At 64.3% G+C, this 16,334-nt stretch carries 17 protein-coding genes; 5 read left to right on the top strand and 12 right to left on the bottom strand.

The window, feature by feature from the left end; genetic code table 11:
• Positions 1 to 698, top strand: a 698-nt coding sequence (locus SO180_RS39365; RefSeq protein WP_449384169.1) for a prolyl oligopeptidase family serine peptidase, incomplete at its 5' end; no start/stop codon positions are given.
• Positions 699 to 782: 84 nt separating this feature from the next.
• Here SO180_RS39365 and SO180_RS39360 read toward each other — a convergent pair.
• The 6 genes from SO180_RS39360 to SO180_RS39335 all read right to left on the bottom strand — a co-directional run bounded on the left by SO180_RS39360 (position 783) and on the right by SO180_RS39335 (position 7,325).
• Positions 783 to 1,874, bottom strand: a complete 1,092-nt coding sequence (locus SO180_RS39360; RefSeq protein WP_449384168.1) for an SMP-30/gluconolactonase/LRE family protein — start codon at positions 1,872 to 1,874, stop codon at positions 783 to 785.
• A 194-nt stretch (positions 1,875 to 2,068) separates the two neighbouring features.
• Complete coding sequence (locus SO180_RS39355; protein WP_449384167.1) at positions 2,069 to 2,788, bottom strand: ribonuclease activity regulator RraA; 720 nt, start codon at positions 2,786 to 2,788, stop codon at positions 2,069 to 2,071.
• Between the two features lie 131 nt (positions 2,789 to 2,919).
• Positions 2,920 to 4,656 carry an L-arabinonate dehydratase gene (gene araD / locus SO180_RS39350; protein ID WP_449384166.1) on the bottom strand — a complete coding sequence of 579 codons (1,737 nt, stop codon included), beginning with the start codon at positions 4,654 to 4,656 and terminating at the stop codon, positions 2,920 to 2,922.
• Entirely contained in the window at positions 4,653 to 5,516 is an 864-nt protein-coding gene (locus SO180_RS39345) for an ABC transporter permease (protein ID WP_449384165.1), read from the bottom strand. The genes araD and SO180_RS39345 overlap by 4 nt, the downstream gene beginning before the upstream one ends.
• Positions 5,517 to 5,527: 11 nt before the next feature.
• Positions 5,528 to 6,289 (bottom strand): ABC transporter ATP-binding protein, encoded by a 762-nt coding sequence (locus SO180_RS39340; RefSeq protein WP_449384164.1) that lies wholly within the window; start codon positions 6,287 to 6,289, stop codon positions 5,528 to 5,530.
• 4 nt (positions 6,290 to 6,293) lie between these two features.
• Positions 6,294 to 7,325, bottom strand: coding sequence for an ABC transporter substrate-binding protein (locus tag SO180_RS39335; RefSeq protein WP_449384163.1), 1,032 nt, complete (start codon positions 7,323 to 7,325; stop codon positions 6,294 to 6,296).
• Between the two features lie 93 nt (positions 7,326 to 7,418).
• On the opposite strand from SO180_RS39335, the gene SO180_RS39330 reads away from it, so the two are divergent.
• The 3 genes from SO180_RS39330 (at position 7,419) to SO180_RS39320 (ending at position 12,322) form a co-directional block, all read left to right on the top strand.
• Positions 7,419 to 8,135: a GntR family transcriptional regulator gene (locus SO180_RS39330; protein WP_449384162.1), complete on the top strand. Its 717-nt coding sequence runs from the start codon at positions 7,419 to 7,421 to the stop codon at positions 8,133 to 8,135.
• Positions 8,136 to 8,328: 193 nt separating this feature from the next.
• Positions 8,329 to 8,748 carry a response regulator gene (locus tag SO180_RS39325; RefSeq protein WP_449384161.1) on the top strand — a complete coding sequence of 140 codons (420 nt, stop codon included), beginning with the start codon at positions 8,329 to 8,331 and terminating at the stop codon, positions 8,746 to 8,748.
• Entirely contained in the window at positions 8,726 to 12,322 is a 3,597-nt protein-coding gene (locus tag SO180_RS39320; RefSeq protein WP_449384160.1) for a PAS domain S-box protein, read from the top strand. The genes SO180_RS39325 and SO180_RS39320 overlap by 23 nt, the downstream gene beginning before the upstream one ends.
• A gap of 167 nt (positions 12,323 to 12,489) precedes the next feature.
• Here SO180_RS39320 and SO180_RS39315 read toward each other — a convergent pair whose 3' ends face one another.
• On the bottom strand, positions 12,490 to 13,125 hold the full coding sequence (locus SO180_RS39315) for a response regulator transcription factor (RefSeq protein ID WP_449384159.1): 636 nt from the start codon (positions 13,123 to 13,125) through the stop codon (positions 12,490 to 12,492).
• Between the two features lie 152 nt (positions 13,126 to 13,277).
• On the opposite strand from SO180_RS39315, the gene SO180_RS39310 reads away from it, so the two are divergent.
• On the top strand, positions 13,278 to 13,610 hold the full coding sequence (locus SO180_RS39310; protein WP_449384158.1) for a hypothetical protein: 333 nt from the start codon (positions 13,278 to 13,280) through the stop codon (positions 13,608 to 13,610).
• Positions 13,611 to 13,632: 22 nt separating this feature from the next.
• Here the strand turns inward: SO180_RS39310 and SO180_RS39305 are convergent, their stop codons facing one another.
• The 5 genes from SO180_RS39305 to SO180_RS39285 all read right to left on the bottom strand — a co-directional run.
• On the bottom strand, positions 13,633 to 14,136 hold the full coding sequence (locus SO180_RS39305) for a response regulator (protein WP_449384157.1): 504 nt from the start codon (positions 14,134 to 14,136) through the stop codon (positions 13,633 to 13,635).
• Between the two features lie 143 nt (positions 14,137 to 14,279).
• Entirely contained in the window at positions 14,280 to 14,594 is a 315-nt protein-coding gene (locus SO180_RS39300; protein WP_212402411.1) for a PilZ domain-containing protein, read from the bottom strand.
• On the bottom strand, positions 14,591 to 15,475 hold the full coding sequence (locus tag SO180_RS39295; protein ID WP_449384156.1) for a CheR family methyltransferase: 885 nt from the start codon (positions 15,473 to 15,475) through the stop codon (positions 14,591 to 14,593). The genes SO180_RS39300 and SO180_RS39295 overlap by 4 nt, the downstream gene beginning before the upstream one ends.
• A 46-nt stretch (positions 15,476 to 15,521) precedes the next feature.
• Positions 15,522 to 15,908: a response regulator gene (locus SO180_RS39290; protein ID WP_449384155.1), complete on the bottom strand. Its 387-nt coding sequence runs from the start codon at positions 15,906 to 15,908 to the stop codon at positions 15,522 to 15,524.
• 30 nt (positions 15,909 to 15,938) lie between these two features.
• On the bottom strand, positions 15,939 to 16,334 hold a 396-nt coding region (locus tag SO180_RS39285), incomplete at its 5' end, for a chemotaxis protein CheW (RefSeq protein ID WP_449384154.1).

Here is a 16,334-nt window from a genome sequence, read left to right as displayed (position 1 = left end):
GTTACGGCTCCTACGGCGCGGCGATGCCGGCCTCCTTCAACACCAACCGCCTGTCGCTGGTCGACCGCGGCTTCGTCTACGCCATCGCGCATATCCGCGGCGGCGCCGACAAGGGCTGGGGCTGGTATCTCGACGGCAAGCGCGAGAAGAAGACCAACACGTTCGACGACTTCGCCGCGAGCGCACGCGCGCTGATCGCGGCAAGGTACACGAGCGCAAGGCGCATCATTGGTCACGGCGGCTCGGCCGGCGGTATGCTGATGGGTGCGGTCGCAAACCGCGCCGGCGAACTGTTCGCAGGTATCGTCGCGGAGGTGCCGTTCGTCGACGTGCTCAACACCATGCTCGACGACACGCTGCCGCTGACGCCGCCGGAATGGCCGGAATGGGGCAACCCGATCGAGAGCGAGAAGGATTTTCGTACCATCCTGTCCTACTCGCCCTACGACAACGTTGCGGCGAAGGACTATCCGGCGATCCTGGCGATGGGCGGCTTGACCGATCCGCGCGTCACTTACTGGGAGCCCGCCAAATGGATCGCGCGCCTGCGCGCCACCATGAGCGGCGGTGGCCCGGTCCTGCTCCGCACCAACATGGGCGCGGGCCACGGCGGCGCATCGGGGCGCTTCGACCGGCTGGATGAAGTCGCGATCGTCTACGCGTTTGCACTGTGGGCGGCGGGGATGGCGGAGGCATAGGCCTCGCTGCCTCCCCGTCGCCGTCCTGGCGAAAGCCAGGACGACATTGGAGATTAAGGCGCAAGCTACCGCCACATAGTTCCCTTACACCGCCCCGTGCGCCTCCACGTAGAGCGCGTAGATGGAGTGACAGCTTGCCATATAGAGGCGGTTGTTCTTGGGACCGCCGAAGCAGAGATTCTCACAGCGCTCGGGCAGCTTGATGAAGGCGAGCGGCTTTCCTTCCGCATTGAACACCATCACGCCGTCGAGATCCTCGGACTTGCCCTTGAGCTGGTAGACCTTGCGGCCGCCCACGTCGTTGGGCTCAGACTGCAACGCGCCGTTCGAGCCCCAGCCGCACCACAGATTGCCGTCGCGGTCGACGCGAAAACCGTCGAGCGAGCCCTGGTCGGCGGCGTCGATCAGCTTGGTCTTGCCGCCAAGGCTGCCGTCGTCGCCGACATCGTAGCTCCAGATGCTGCGGTTGGGCGTGCCCTTCCATTCGACGATGTAGAGCTTCTTCTCGTCCGGCGAGAACGCCAGGCCATTCGGATTGACCAGATCGGTGAGGACGGCGGTGAGCTTGCCGTCCTTGGCAATGCGATAGACGTTGGTGGTGGCCTGCTCTGGCTTTTCCTTCTTGCCTTCCCACTCGCCATTGATGCCGAACGTCGGATCGGTGAACCAGATGCTGTCGTCGGATTTCACCACGATGTCGTTCGGCGCGTTCAGCCGCTTGCCCTCGAACTTGTCGGCCAGCACCGTGATCTTGCCGTCCTTCTCGGTGCGGGTGATGCGGCGGGTGACGGAGTGCTCGCAGGTGACCAGGCGCCCCTGGCGATCACGTGCATTGTCGTTGGCGTAGTTGGCATTGCTGCGGAAGACGCTGGTCTGCCCGGTCTTCTCGTCGAACTTCATGATCCGGTTGTTGGGAATGTCCGAGAACAGGAGATAGCCGCCCTCCGGGAAATAGGCCGGCCCCTCGGCCCAGCGCATGCCGGTCGCGACCTGCTCGATCGTCGAGGAATAGAGCCGGTATTTCGCAAAGCCCGGATCGAGGATCTGCACGGCGGGATCCGGATAGCGCTGGTTCGGCGAGAACGGGAAAGACTGCGCGCCCGCGGTGCGCGCCAGCAGCGTGGAAGCCGCCGCTGCACCAGCACCGGCCAAGAGATCGCGTCGTGACAGATTCATTGAGGTTTCCTTCCTGATTGGCTCTGAACCGACCGTTATGACGGCCGGCCCGTGTGACGATGTGGTTGATGCGGACTAAAGCGCGATGAGGATCGTCATCGCGCTTCAGGTCGTTGTTTGAGCATGATCTCCGCACAAACGCGTTCCGCGTTTGTCGCGAGGGAAAACCGCGTCACACTTTTCCGGATCATGCTCTAACGGCCGTTCGCCTTGCGCCAGGCCGCGAAGTCGGTGAGTGTCTGCGGGTCGGTGGCCGGATAGAGCCCGAAGATACCACGGCCCTTGCCGACTTCTTCCGTGACGAAGTCCTCGAACGCGGTCATCTCGAACGTCTCGTTGGCAATCTCATCGGCGAGATGCGCGGGAATGACGATCACGCCATCAGCATCACCGAGGATGACGTCGCCGGGAAACACCGGCGCGTCGCCGCAGCCGATCGGGACGTTAATCTCGATCGCCTGGTGCAGCGTGAGGTTGGTCGGCGCGCTCGGGCGGTGATGGAAGGCCGGGAAGCCGAGCTTGGCGATCTCGGCGGAATCACGAAAGCCGCCGTCGGTGACGACACCGGCGACGCCGCGCTTCATCAATCGCGTCACCAGGATCGCGCCGGCGGATGCGGCGCGCGCGTCCTTGCGGCTGTCCATCACCAGCACGGCCCCGGGCGGGCAATCCTCCACCGCCTTGCGCTGCGGGTGGGAGCGGTCCTTGAACACATCGATGGTGTTGAGATCCTCGCGCGCCGGCATGTAGCGCAGCGTGAAGGCCTCGCCGACCATGGTCGGCTGATCGGGGCTCAAGGGGTGCACATCCTGGATCATCTGGATGCGCAGGCCACGCTTGAACAGCGCGGTGGCGACGGTGGCGGTGGAGACCGACTTGAGCTTGTTGCGGGTGGCGTCGCTGAGTTTTGTCATTTTGTTCTCACTCTCTCTTTCGTCATTCCGGGGCGCGCGAAGCGCGAACCCGGAATCCATCGGGCCGCAAACGCTGCGGAGCAATGGGTTCCGGGTTCGATGCTTCGCATCGCCCCGGAACGACGGGCGGATCAATAAATCGACGGCTCGCCGATCGGTGCGCCGAAACCGGTCTCCAGGAAATCAAAGTCGCAGCCGTCATTGGCCTGCTTGATGTGTTTGGTGAACATCCAGCCATAGCCGCGCTCGAAGCGGCGCTCGGGCTGCTTCCATTCCGCGCGGCGTTTGGCGAGCTCGGCCTCCGGCACATCCAGATTGATGGTGCGCGCGGCGACGTCGAGCGTGATGCGGTCGCCGTTCCTCACCAGCGCGAGCGGGCCGCCGACATAAGACTCCGGCGCGACGTGCAAGATACAGGCGCCATAGCTGGTGCCGCTCATGCGCGCGTCCGAGACGCGCACCATGTCGCGCACGCCCTGCTTCACGAGTTTCGTCGGGATCGGCAGCATGCCCCATTCCGGCATGCCCGGCCCGCCCTGGGGCCCCGCGTTGCGCAGGATGAGGATATGATCCTCGGTGACGTCGAGGTCGGGATCGTCAACCGCCTTCTTCATGGACGGATAGTCATCGAACACCAGCGCCGGCCCGGTGTGCTTGAGGAAGCGCGGCGCGCAAGCGCTCGGCTTGATCACGCAGCCGTCCGGCGCAAGATTGCCCTTGAGCACGGCGAGCGCGCCCTCTTTGTAGATGGGATTGTCGACTGGGCGGATGACATCATCATTGTGGACCTCAGCGCCGGTGATGTTCTCGCCAAGCGTTTTCCCGGTGACCGTGACGCAATCCAGATGCAGGTGCTGCTTGATCTGCTCCATCAGAGCCGGCAGGCCGCCGGCGTAGAAGAAATCTTCCATCAGATAAGCATCGCCGCTCGGTCGCACGTTGGCGATCACGGGTACCTTGCGGCTGGCCTTCTCAAAGTCATCGAGGCCGATGTCCTGGCCGGCGCGGCGCGCCTGCGCGATCAGGTGGATGATCGCATTGGTCGAGCAGCCCATCGCCATCGCAACCGCAATCGCGTTCTCGAACGCCTTTCGCGTCTGGATCGTCTTCGGCGTCAAATCCTCCCAGACCATCTCGACGATGCGGCGTCCGCATTCGGAGGCCATGCGGATGTGGTTGGCGTCAGCGGCGGGGATCGAGGAGGCGCCGGGCAGCGTCATGCCGATCGCTTCCGCAATCGCGGTCATGGTCGAGGCCGTGCCCATGGTCATGCAGGTACCGTAGCTGCGGGCGATACCGGCTTCGATATCGACCCAGTCCTTGTCGGAGATCTTTCCGGCGCGCCGCTCGTCCCAGTACTTCCAGCCGTCGGAGCCCGAGCCCAGCGTCTTGCCCTTCCAGTTGCCGCGCAGCATGGGACCTGCCGGCAGATAGATCGCGGGGATGTTCATCGAGGTGGCGCCCAACAGCAGCGCTGGCGTGGTCTTGTCGCAGCCGCCCATCAGCACGACGCCGTCGACGGGATGGCTGCGCAGCAGCTCCTCCGCGTCCATCGCCAGCAGGTTGCGGTAGAGCATCGTGGTCGGCTTCAGCAGCGATTCCGACAGCGACAGCGCCGGCAACTCGATCGGCAGACCGCCGGCCATCAGGATGCCGCGCTTGACGTCGTCGACGCGCGACTTGAAGTGCATGTGGCAGGGCTGCGCGTCCGACCATGTATTGAGGATGGCAATGATCGGCCGGTCCTTCCACTCCTCCGGCGCGTAGCCCATCTGCATGGTGCGCGAGCGATGGCCGAACGAACGGAGGTCATCAGGGGCGAACCAGCGCGCGCTGCGGAGCTGATCGGGCGTCTTTTTCTTGGTCATGATTGGGTACCCCATTTCTGGACGGTATTCCGCTCGATGGCGCGGAAGATCAGGTTCTCGACAAAGAGCCCGATGATAATGACGGTCAAGAGGCCTGCGAAGACCGCGGGGATGTCGAGCAGGTTGCGATTCTCGAAGATGAACCAGCCGAGGCCGCCCTGCCCCGAGGACACGCCGAACACCAGCTCGGCCGCGATCAGCGTGCGCCAGGCGAAGGCCCAGCCGATCTTCAGTCCCGTGAGGATCGAGCCGAATGCGGCCGGGATCAGGATCTTTGCGACATAAGGCAATCCGCGCAGGCCGTAATTGCGCCCGACCATGCGCAGCGTGTTGGACACGCTCTTGAAGCCGGAGTGAGTATTGAGCGCAACCGGCCACAGCACCGAATGGATCAGCACGAAGACGAGGCTGCCATTGCCGAGCCCGAACCAGATCAGCGCCAAGGGCAACAACGCGATCGCCGGCAGCGGGTTGAACATTGCCGTCACCGTCTCCAGGAAATCGGTGCCGATACGGGTCGAGATCGCGAGCACGGTGAAGATGGCGGCGAGCGCGATGCCCGCCGAATACCCCATGAACAGCACCTTGAGCGAAGTCCAGGCGCGCAGCGGAATGGTACCGTCTTTGACGCGCTCGAACAGCGTGGCAATGGTGTCGTGCAGCGTCGGGAATAGCAGGGGGTTATCGAGATAAACGCCGTAAGCTTCCCAGATTGCGGCCAGGAACAGGATGATGACGGCCTTGCGGATGAAGCCGTCGTTCCACAACAGCTCAAGGGCGTTCAGCTTGCGCTCGACTTCCCCGGCACTGACGGCGTCCGCAGCCGATGCGGCTCGCAGCAGAATTCTCGCTTCGCTCATGACCGGCTCCCTCAATGTGCCGTTGCCGCGGACGAGAATAGGAGATCATGAATCTCCTTCTCCAGCCGCCCGGCGCTGCCATCGTCGGTGGAGACGCGGTCGACATCGACGACCTCCGCCTTGACGCGTCCGGGATGCGGCGACAGCAGCAGGATGCGGTTGCCGATCCGGATCGCCTCCGCGATCGAATGGGTGACGAACAGCACGGTGAATTTGGTCTCGCTCCAGAGCTGGAGCAATTCGTCCTGGCAGGTTCGCCGCGTCAGCGCATCGAGCGCCGCGAAAGGCTCGTCCATCAGCAGAATGTCCGGCTCCATCGCCATGCCGCGGGCGATGGCGACGCGCTGCTTCATGCCGCCGGAGAGCGTGTGCGGATAGGCATCGACCACGCGGGTCAGCCCGACCTTCTCGATATAGGCTCGCGCACGCGCCTCGGCCTCCTTGCGCGGCAGCCGCCGTGCGGTCAGGAGCGGAAACATCACGTTGGCGAGCACGGTCTTCCAGGGCAGGAGCTGGTCGAACTCCTGGAAGATCATCATCCGGTCCGCGCCGGGACCGACGATATCGCGTCCCTGGATCGCCATCCGCCCTTCGCTCGGAATCATGTAGCCGCCGACTGCCTTGAGCAGAGTCGACTTGCCGCAGCCGGACGGTCCGAGCAGCACGAAGCGATCGGACTTGTCGACGGTGAAAGAGACCTTTTCGGTCGCGGTGACGACGGCGCTCGAGGTCTTGTAGCGCAGCGTCACCCCGCTGACATCGAGAAGCGCCATGGGCTCAGCTGCCCTTCAGATCGTGCGCAACGGGGAGATAATAGTCCGTCCACGCCTTCGGCTGGGTCTTCAGCGTTCCGGTCTTGAACAGGTGGGCGGCGAACTTCATCGTGCCCTGCGGTTCGAGATTCCATTCCATCATGCCGGGCTGCTTGAGCAGATCCAGCAGCTCCTCGACCGAGGTCTTGTCGCCGGTGACCTCCTTGTAGATCTCGACCGCTTGCCTGGTGTCGCTGCGGATCAGGTCCTGCGCTTCCTTGGTCGCGTCGCGCACGGCCTGGATGATCTTTGGATTGGCGTCGGCAAATTTTGTGGTGGTGAAGAACTGCGCCTGGCTCAGAGGTCCGCCCATCACGTCGGGTGAATTCAGCACCACATGCGCGCCCGGCACGTTCTTCAGCTCGAGGAAGCTGAACGGCGGAATCGAGAAGTGACTGTGCACCTCGTGCTTGGGATTGACGAGCGCGGCATAGGCGTCGGGGTGACCGAGCTGCACCGTGTTGGCATCGAGCTTCGACCACTGATCGGCGCCAAAGGCTTCGGCAGCTGCGATCTGCAACACGATGGCCTGGGTCGAGACCTTCACCGTCGGGACCGCGATCTTGTCGGTCGGGCCAAAATCCTTGATCGACTTGATATTGGGATCCCTGCTGATCAGCGTCATCGGCTGCGCCGAGGTGGCGACGATGCCCTTCACACCACCGCGGGTGCGATCCCACAGCAGCAGGAGATTGCCGGTGCCGGTGTTGAGGATGTCGACGCCGCCCGCGAGCAGAGCGTCGGTCTGCGCGCCGCCGCCGGAAAAGGTGATCCATTTGGTGGTAACGCCTGATACGCCGAGCGAAGCCGCATGCTTCTCGATCAGCTTCTGCTTTTCCATGATGTGGCTCGGCATGTAGAAGATGCCGGGCTGGCGCGACAGCGCGACCTCGGACTTCTGCTGCGCTCTCGCGGGGGCCGCCGATACGGCCAGAGTGGCGCTTACGGCGACGATCAGGGCGACGGCAACGAAGCCATGCTGGAACTGCTTGATCATTGTTGTTCGTTTCCTCCGGCCGGCATTGACGAGCGGCGCTACTGATGCACTAATGCATTAGTGCATCAAAGGCAAGCGCGCGGAGCCGCCGCCATGGAAGTGCCCCATACCGCGCCTCGCGCGGCGACCCGTCCCGGCGCGCGGCTCGACCGCGCCCGGCAGGCCGCCCCACAGGTGTTCGAGCGGCTGCGCAATGCGATCCTGTCCCTTGATCTGCCGCCGGGCTCGCCGCTGTCGCGCGCCGCTCTCGCCGCGCAATTCGGCGTCAGCTCGACGCCGATCCGCGACGCATTGATGCGGCTTGAGGAAGAAGGGCTCGTCGACGTGTTTCCGCAGCACGCGACGGTGGTCAGCCGGGTCGATGTCGGCCGCGCCCAGCAGGCGCATTTCCTGCGCCAGGCGCTGGAGCTCGAGATCGTGCGGCTGCTCGCGGAGAACCATGACGAATCCCTGATCATCCGCCTCGACCACGCGATCGCGCTCCAGCAGCAATTCGCCAAGGGCGGAGATTTCGAGAGCTTCATCGCTGGCGACAATGATTTCCACGCCCAGCTCTACACGGCCGCGGGGAAGCAGGAGCTCTGGACGCTGGTGCGCAGCCGCAGCGGACATATCGACCGTTTGCGGCGGCTGCACCTGCCCTCCCCCGGCAAGGCCCAGAACATCGTGCGGCACCACAGATTGATCACCCGCGCGATCGAGGCCGGCGACGCCGTTACCGCGCAGCAGCACTTGCGTACGCATCTGTCAGGCACGCTCAGCGAGCTCGACAGGATCCGGGCGCGTTATCCGGAATATCTGAGCGACTAGGCGCGGTACAGCCACCGGCTGTAACATGGTAGGCTTACAAGCGCGCATATGGGTAGCTCTCGTCCGAGCCGCGCCACAGGACACATTCCATCGTCGCGAAGTGCTTGCAGGTTACGCGGAATCCGCGCAACAATTTCCCAGTCCCTGCTTCGACCGACATGGTCGACCTGGACCAGGCTCGGGGGACTGGAACTTGGCCAACATCCTGATCGTGGATGACGATCCGGCCGTTCAGATGACGATCCGGCTGCTGCTGGAGAGGGCTGGTCACCGCGTAACGGTCGCCGGCGACGGCCGCCAGGGCCTTGCACTGTTCGAGGCAGGTCAGTTCGAGCTGTTGTTCCTGGATATTTTCATGCCCGGAATGGATGGACTGGAGACGATGCGGCACATCCGGGCGCGAGCGCCGGCGGTGCCGATCATCGTGATTTCCGGCCGGTCGGCCGCGCCCGACGCCTACGCCGAGCCGGACTTCCTGAAGATGGCGACGAGGCTCGGCGCAGTGGCGAGCTTGCCCAAGCCGTTCCGCCCCGGGGCGCTGCTTGCGGCCGTCGACGATTGCCTCCAGGCGAGGAAGCCAAGGACTCCTGATGCCAGCACCAGCGGCAGATGATGAGGGCAGCGGTTCTGCGACGCACCAGGACAAGCCGAACCGTGCCCGAAACCGCGAGACGCGCGACATGACGCTGGCGACGCGGCTCGCTATCGCCATGACTCTGCTGGTTGCGGTGACCGTGGCTGCGGTGGGCTGGCTGAGCTCCTCGAGCGTCGAGCAGGCCGTTCTGCCGCGGGTGATCGATCGGCTCGAGACCCACTCGCGGCTGCTGGCATCCGACATCGAAGGCTACGTCGCCGGCGCGCGCGGCGATATCGCCAGCTACCGCGCGGCAGCCGCACTCAACGGCCTGATCCGCGCGCATATTGCGGGCGGGACCGACACGCAGGATGGCGTGTCCGAGAAAACCTGGCGCGACCGCCTCGCGGCGCGCCTTGCCGCCGAGATCGATTCCAAGCCGGCTTACGCGCAGTTTCGTATTATCGGTGTCGAGGAGAGCGAGCCGGAGCTGGTCCGGGTGGACCGAACCGGCCCCGGCGGCTCGGCGCGGGTTGCTCCGAATGACGAGCTCCAACGCAAGGGTGAACGCACCTACTTCCAGGACACGATTCGTCTTCCCCCGGGCGAGCTCTACGTCTCGCAACTCGAACCGGCGAGTGATCGGGGCGGCACGACGACAGCCCACACACCGACGCTGCGCGTGGCCTCTGCGCTGTTCACGCCGGACGGCAAGCCGTTCGGAATCATCCTCGTCAATGTCGATATGCGTCCGGCGCTGGAGCGTCTCCGTTCGCTGGTCCGCCCGGGCGAGCAGCTCTACGTCGTGAATGCGCGCGGCGACTATATCGTGCATCCCGACCGCAGCCGCGAGTTCGGCCTTGCGCGCGGCGAGCCCAACAATTGGGTGAAGGATTTTCCCTATTTTGCGGGTCTGATCGGGGCCAGCAAGGGTGCTGGCCAAGTCGTCAGGGATGCGCGAGGCCGGGTTGGCGGCGCAGCTTTCGCGCCGGCGCTACTAGCCGGCAAAGAGTGGCTCGGAATCATCGAGATTGCCCCCAACACGACTTTCGCCCGTTTCGCCGCGGCGATCCAGAACACGACGTTGTCGGTCGGCTTGATTGCGGTGCTTGGCGCAGCCGCGTTGGCGCTCCTCCTCGCGAGAACCCTGACACGGCCGGTCGTGCAACTGACGCGCGCCGTCGAGACCGTCGGCCGAGGCGGCGAGATCGCCATTCCGGTCGATGCGCCGGGCGAAACCGGCGCACTCGCACGGGCCTTCGCGCGCATGGTAGCGGAGGTGCAGGCCAAGACCGCGGCTCTCGAACGCGAGGTCCGCGAGCACCGCCGCACTGAGGCCGCGCGAAGCCATCATGCCGCGCGCGAGCGCCTGTTCAATGCTGCGGTCGAATCCTCCGACGATGCAATCGTCATGCAGTCGCTCGACGCCATCATCACCGGCTGGAATCCCGCGGCGGAACGGCTCTATGGCTATTCGGCGGACGAGGCGATCGGCAAGCACACCTCGATCATCGTGCCTCCCGACCGCCGCGAGCAGGGCAAGGATTATCTGCGACGGATCGCACGCGGCGAGCCGATCGAGCGCTTCGAGACGGTGCGCCTGCGCAAGGACGGCACCCCTGTCGAGATCGCGCTCAGCCTGTCGCCGATCAAGGGTCCTGGCGGCGAGATCATCGGCGCGTCCGGATCGGCTCGTGACATCACCGAAGCCAGACGCACCGAGCGGGCGCTACAGCAACAGCTTGAGGAACGCCGGCGGATCTTCGACGCCTCGCAGGACCTGATCATGATCATGGATGCGAGGGGCTATGTCGCCCAGATCAGTCCGAGCTCCGAAGCCATCCTCGGATATCGGCCGCAGGAGATGGTCGGCCGCAGCGGCGCCGACTTCATCCATTCCGATCATCTGGAGCGGTCACGCGAGGATATGCGGGCCTTGCGGCGCGGCGAACGGCCGAAGCTCGCCGACACTCGCTGCCTCCACAAGGACGGGCACGAGGTCTGGCTCTCCTGGCTCGGGACCTGGTCTGCCGAGATGAAGCGCTTCTATTTCGTCGGGCGCGACATGACCGAAGCCCGGCTTGCACAGGAATCGCTACGGGAAAGCGAGCAGCTCGCCCGCAACATCATCGAGACATCGCTCGACGCCTTCGTCCAGACCGACGAGAACGGCACCATCCTGGCCTGGAACTCGCAGGCAGAAAAGCTGTTCGGCTGGTCGCGTGACCAGGCACTGGGCAGGAACAACATCGACCTGATCGTCGCCGAGAGCGAGCGCGAAACGATCAAGGCCGGTCTGCAACGCTTCGTGACCTCGGGAGACGGCACGCTCCTCGAGCGCCGGCGCGAGATGATGGTCCGCCGCCGAGACGGCAAGGAGTTCGAGGCCGAGCTGAGCGTCACCGCGCTGAACCGTCGCGAAGGACTGCTGTTCAATGTCTTTTACCGCGACCTCACCGACAAGATCGCGGCCGAGGAACGTATCCGCCACGCCGAGAAGATGGAGGCGGTCGGACAGCTCACCGGCGGCGTGGCGCACGACTTCAACAACATCCTCACCGTCATTACCGGGACGATCGAGATTTTGGCGGAAGCAGTCGAGAAGGAGCCGCAGCTTGCCGCCATCACCAAGATGATCGACGAGGCCGCAGCGCGCGGCGCCGAGCTGACCCAGCACCTGCTCGCCTTTGCGCGCAAGCAGCCGCTGCAACCGCGCGAGATCGACGTCAATTCGTTGATCGTCGACACGGCCAAGCTGCTGCGCCCGACGCTGGGCGAGCAGATCCAGATCGAATCCGTGTTCGAGGCGGAAGGCTGCGTGGCGATCGTCGATCCCAACCAGCTCACCACCGCCCTTCTCAATCTGGCGCTCAATGCCCGCGACGCCATGCCGAACGGCGGCAAGCTGATCCTGGAGACGGGAGCTGCCTATCTCGACGAGGTCTACGCCAACATCAACGACATCCGCCCCGGTCACTACGTGCTGATCGCGGTCAGCGATACCGGCGCCGGCATTCCGGCAAAGCTCCTGGACCGGGTGTTCGATCCCTTCTTCACCTCGAAGGGACCCGGCAAGGGCACCGGGCTCGGCCTCTCCATGGTCTATGGCTTCATCAAGCAGTCCGCCGGCCATATCAGGATCTACAGCGAAGAGGGACACGGCACCACGATCAAGATGTACCTGCCGCCTGGCGTGACGGCGACTGCGAGCAGCGAGGGCGTGACGCCGGCCACACTCGAGGGCGGAGACGAGACGATCTTGGTGGTCGAGGACGACCGCCTGGTGCGCGACTATGTGTTGGCGCAGCTGCACTCGCTGGGCTACGCGACGTTGGAGGCGGCCAATGCGGCTGACGCGCTCGCAATCGTCGCGGCCGGAAAGCCGTTCGACCTCCTGTTCACCGACGTGATCATGCCGGGCAAGATGAACGGCCGGCAGCTTGCCAACGAAATCCTGAAGACCAGGCCAGATCTCAAAGTGGTCTACACATCAGGCTATACCGAGAACGCGATCATCCATCACGGACGCTTGGACTCCGGCGTGCTGCTGCTCGCCAAGCCGTACCGCAAGTCGGATCTCGCAAGGATTTTGCGCAAGGCGCTGGGCGGCTGAGGCAAGCGTTTCGAGCTTTCTCTCGTGTCCCGGACGCACTGCAGCGCGCCAGCGCTGCTGTGCAGAGCTGGGACCCACAACGCTTGCTCTAAACTGGAGAGATGGGCCCCGGCTCAGCAGCGCATCACTGCGTGACGCGCTGCGTCCGGGGCACGAGAGAGGAGCGTCTACGACGCGCGTTGCGCGGCCGTCATCACGATGCGGATCAGATCGGCCGCGTTCCGGGCACCGAGCTTCTTCATGATGTTGGCGCGATGGTCCTCGATGGTGCGCGGACTGATCCCGAGCGTGCGGCCGGCTTCCTTGTTGGAGGCACCCGCGGCGAACTGCTCGAGCACCTCGCGCTCACGCCGGGTCAGGGGCTCGCGTCCGGGAAAGTGGAGCTGACCGAACTTGGGCGAGGCGCTCTCCGCCTGCCGACGTGCATACGCCCCAATTGCCTCGTCGAGCCGGTTGACGATCTCGCTGCCGCGGAACGGCTTCTCGATGAAGTCGAGTGCGCCGTTCTTGATGGCGCTGACCGCCATCGAGATATCGCCCTGCCCGGAGATCATGAAGATCGGCGCGGGATAATCCTCGCCGTGCAATTCCCTCAAGATGTCGAGGCCCGACTTGCCGGGAATGTGGACGTCGAGAAGGATCGCGGCGGGCGTGCGGTTTCGCGCGACCGCGAGCAGCGCGGCGCCGTCGGCAAAACAGATCACCTCATAGCCCGCCGCCTTCAACACCATCGACAGGGTGTCGCGAACGGCAGGGTCGTCGTCGACCACAAAGATCTCGCCACGGGAGGTTTTTTCGGCCATGTGCCACGTCCATCCGGCATGAGAAGACTTGTGTCCGCGCCAAGCGTTTTGGCGATCGGCACGGATTCGGCCCACCCCGCATTTGTACGGGACATGAAGTTAACGCACAAGTAGCGGCGTAGTGCCTAATGGCTGGGGGACGGAGAATATCCATGCAAAATTTTGCTGGCACCGATCCGCGTGTCGCGGCGGCCATTTCCGACAGCCGTCAGTTGATCGCGGCCGATCTTCGCTCTTTGATCGCGCAGATCGAGACCAGCATACGCCGGATCGAGGCCGCGATCATGCTGGTTGACGCCTGCGATCCGCCGGGTTCCATCGACGTCTTCGTGCTGGACGACCTCACGCCCCGCTACGCCACGGCGAGCGCGGCGCTTGGCGCCTGCAGGGTCGGTCTCGACGTCGCCTTAAAATCGCTCTCTGATTCCGGCAGATTGGCTGAAACCACGACCGCAGCGGCGGGGCAGCCGCGCCTGATCGGCTGAGTCGGCGCGCATGCCGCGCGTCTTAGGCGCGGTGACGCTCCACGATTGCATCGGTGGCGACGCCGCCCCAGGTATGCATCGTCGGCAGACCCATCGTGGTCTTGCCGAGATTGGCGAGGCTGATACGGAGCGCCGCGAGATCCAGCGGCTTCGGCAGGCTCTGCAGTTCGATCCCCACGGAGCGGGCAAAGTGGCGGGCGGCACTGCGGCGCCGGGCATCCATGCCGCTGATGACAATCACGGAGCCCGCGAATTTCGCCTCCGACATCACGCGCAGCACCTCGATGCCGTCGCCGTCCTCCAGCACGAGATCGAGCGTCACACAGTCGAAGCGCCCGGCGCGAAGTTTGCTGATCGCCTCCGAAACCGAGGACGCCACGGTCACCTCATGGCCAGCATGCTTGGCTGCGACCGTGATCAGGCTACGCTGCGTGGCATCGTCATCGACGACCAGAAGCTGCAGCGGGCGCCGTTCGCCGGCATCGGACAGGTTTGACGGGAGAGAGGAGAAGGAGCTTCTTGGCATTACCGGATCCTGCGATTGAGACCGGCAATTCATACAGCGCACGCGCTTAGGCCGCGTAAAATGGAGGCCGCGAATTCAATCGGATGTTTTGAGCAAATCCGACACAACGCGTTAAGAAAGCGAGCAAGAGGCCGCTGCCGTGCTCAGACTGTTGCGTCATGACCCGCGGCGGCGCGTTTCTTCTTGTTCTTGCCGCGCAGGAACTGGATGTCCATTTCCGCGCCGTTGACGCGCACCAACTCGCAACGGCGATAGGCAAGGCCCGTCGAGGACAACAGGAGAAAAAATTCCTTGAGGTTCAGGCCCTGGATCGAGCCTTCGACCGTGAGGATGGCATCGGTGTCGGAAATCGCGTTGAGCTTGCAATCGCGACGCCAGGTCCCGTCGATCGCCATGATGCAGACGTCATAGCCGCGACTGAACGTCACACGTTCCGCACCCTTGCCATCCTCGCTCATGCGCGCAGCCCTGCCATCGCAGCGGTCCTCGGAGGCGCCGCCGTCATCGCGGGCTTTGCGCCGGCGCTGCGTGTGTCATTGGGCCTGTAGAGGCCGCGCCGCTCCGGAACCGGACGGAAGCTGTCGGTCAGCCCGACCACGGTTTCCGCCGCCCCGAGCACCAGGAAGCCGTCGCCCTCGACCTGACGCGCGAGGCGGTTGAAGATGTTGATCTTGGTCTCCTGGTCGAAATAGATCAGCACGTTGCGGCAGAAGATCACATCGAAGGTGCCGAGCTGGGAGAAGTCGTGCAGCAGGTTGAGCTGCCGATGCTGGATCATGGCTCGCAGCTCGGGATTGATCTGCCAGGTCTCGCCGGTCTGCTTGAAATATTTGACCAGGAGCTGGATGGGCAGGCCGCGTTGCACCTCGAACTGGCTGTAGATGCCCGCCTTGGATTTCTCCAAAACCTCCTGCGACAGGTCGGTGGCGATGATCTCGACCCGCCAGCCGGTGAGCGCCGCGCCCATCTCCTTCAGGCTCATCGCCAGCGAATAGGGCTCTTGCCCGGTCGAACCGGCGGCGCACCAGATGCGCACGCTCCGGCGCGGCGCGCGCGCCTTCAGCACCTCCGGCATGATCGTATCGCGGAAATGATCGAACGGGACCTTGTCGCGGAAGAAGAAGGTCTCGTTGGTGGTCATCGCTTCGACCACGCTGGTGATCAGCGCGCTCGAACCAGCTTGCAGTTTCTGGACGAGCTCGCCGATGCCGGAGAGTCCGGCCTTGCGCGCGAGCGGCAATAGCCGGCTCTCGATCAGATATTGCTTGTCGGCAGACAGGTCGAGACCGGAATGGTCTCTCAGGAACTTCCGCAGATACTCGTACTCGGGCGGGGTCACAGGGCAGCCTCTTTCAGGATTACCGGAACACTCAGGCCAGGAAGGCTTAGGCAAAGGCTTGTCCGACCGGGATCAAGCCGACTTCAGCGAACTTGTCGGCGATGATGTCCTTGTCGAACGGCTTCATGATGTACTCGTTGGCGCCGCCGCTGAGCGCCTGGGCGATGTGGGCGACGTTGTTCTCGGTGGTGCAGAACACCACCTTGGGCCGGTCGCCACCGGGCAGGCGGCGCATATGGCCCATGAATTCGAAGCCGTCCATGACCGGCATGTTCCAGTCGAGCAGCACGGCATCGGGTAGCTTCTGCTGGCAAATCTCCAGCGCCCTCGAGCCGTCCTCGGCTTCTGTAACTTCGAATTCCAGGCCTTCCAGGATGCGGCGCGCGATCTTGCGCACGACGCTGGAATCATCGACGACCAAACATGTCTTCATTTTTATTCTCCGGCTTCGATGTTGTTGGGCTCACGCAGCCATTTGCACTTTGGTTTCGAGTTCGAGGACGCGATCGACGTCGAGGACGACCATGAGCTGGCCGTCGAGACGGTGGACGCCGCCGGCGAGCTTGGCCATGCGGGGGTCGAGGTTGACGGGATTTTCCTCTTTGCCGTCCTCGGGCAGACGCAGCACCTCGCCGATCTGGTCGATCAGCAGGCCATAGGATTCACCGCGCAGGTCGACACCGACCGCCATCGGCAGCTTGCCGTCCTCGGGCCGCGGCAGCCCGAGCCGGGCGCGCATGTCGACGACGGTGACGATGCGGCCGCGCAGGTTCAAGACACCTGCGATCTCGCGGGAGGCGAGCGGCACGCGGGTGACGCGCTCGGGCATGAACACGTCCTGCACGCGTGAGATCGGCAG

It is taken from the genome of Bradyrhizobium sp. UFLA05-112 (assembly GCF_053572325.1).
Note: the sequence above shows the minus strand (reverse complement) of the source record. Positions and strands in the feature narration are given on the sequence as shown.

Excerpts from the sequence above, each read along its gene's own strand:
- SO180_RS39360 (WP_449384168.1), bottom strand. The coding sequence starts at position 1,874 with ATGAATCTGTCACGACGCGATCTCTTGGCCGGTGCTGGTGCAGCGGCG.
- SO180_RS39355 (WP_449384167.1), bottom strand. The coding sequence starts at position 2,788 with ATGACAAAACTCAGCGACGCCACCCGCAACAAGCTCAAGTCGGTCTCC.
- araD (WP_449384166.1), bottom strand. The coding sequence starts at position 4,656 with ATGACCAAGAAAAAGACGCCCGATCAGCTCCGCAGCGCGCGCTGGTTC.
- SO180_RS39345 (WP_449384165.1), bottom strand. The coding sequence starts at position 5,516 with ATGAGCGAAGCGAGAATTCTGCTGCGAGCCGCATCGGCTGCGGACGCC.
- SO180_RS39340 (WP_449384164.1), bottom strand. The coding sequence starts at position 6,289 with ATGGCGCTTCTCGATGTCAGCGGGGTGACGCTGCGCTACAAGACCTCG.
- SO180_RS39335 (WP_449384163.1), bottom strand. The coding sequence starts at position 7,325 with ATGATCAAGCAGTTCCAGCATGGCTTCGTTGCCGTCGCCCTGATCGTC.
- SO180_RS39330 (WP_449384162.1), top strand. The coding sequence starts at position 7,419 with ATGGAAGTGCCCCATACCGCGCCTCGCGCGGCGACCCGTCCCGGCGCG.
- SO180_RS39320 (WP_449384160.1), top strand. The coding sequence starts at position 8,726 with ATGCCAGCACCAGCGGCAGATGATGAGGGCAGCGGTTCTGCGACGCAC.
- SO180_RS39315 (WP_449384159.1), bottom strand. The coding sequence starts at position 13,125 with ATGGCCGAAAAAACCTCCCGTGGCGAGATCTTTGTGGTCGACGACGAC.
- SO180_RS39310 (WP_449384158.1), top strand. The coding sequence starts at position 13,278 with ATGCAAAATTTTGCTGGCACCGATCCGCGTGTCGCGGCGGCCATTTCC.
- SO180_RS39305 (WP_449384157.1), bottom strand. The coding sequence starts at position 14,136 with ATGCCAAGAAGCTCCTTCTCCTCTCTCCCGTCAAACCTGTCCGATGCC.
- SO180_RS39300 (WP_212402411.1), bottom strand. The coding sequence starts at position 14,594 with ATGAGCGAGGATGGCAAGGGTGCGGAACGTGTGACGTTCAGTCGCGGC.
- SO180_RS39290 (WP_449384155.1), bottom strand. The coding sequence starts at position 15,908 with ATGAAGACATGTTTGGTCGTCGATGATTCCAGCGTCGTGCGCAAGATC.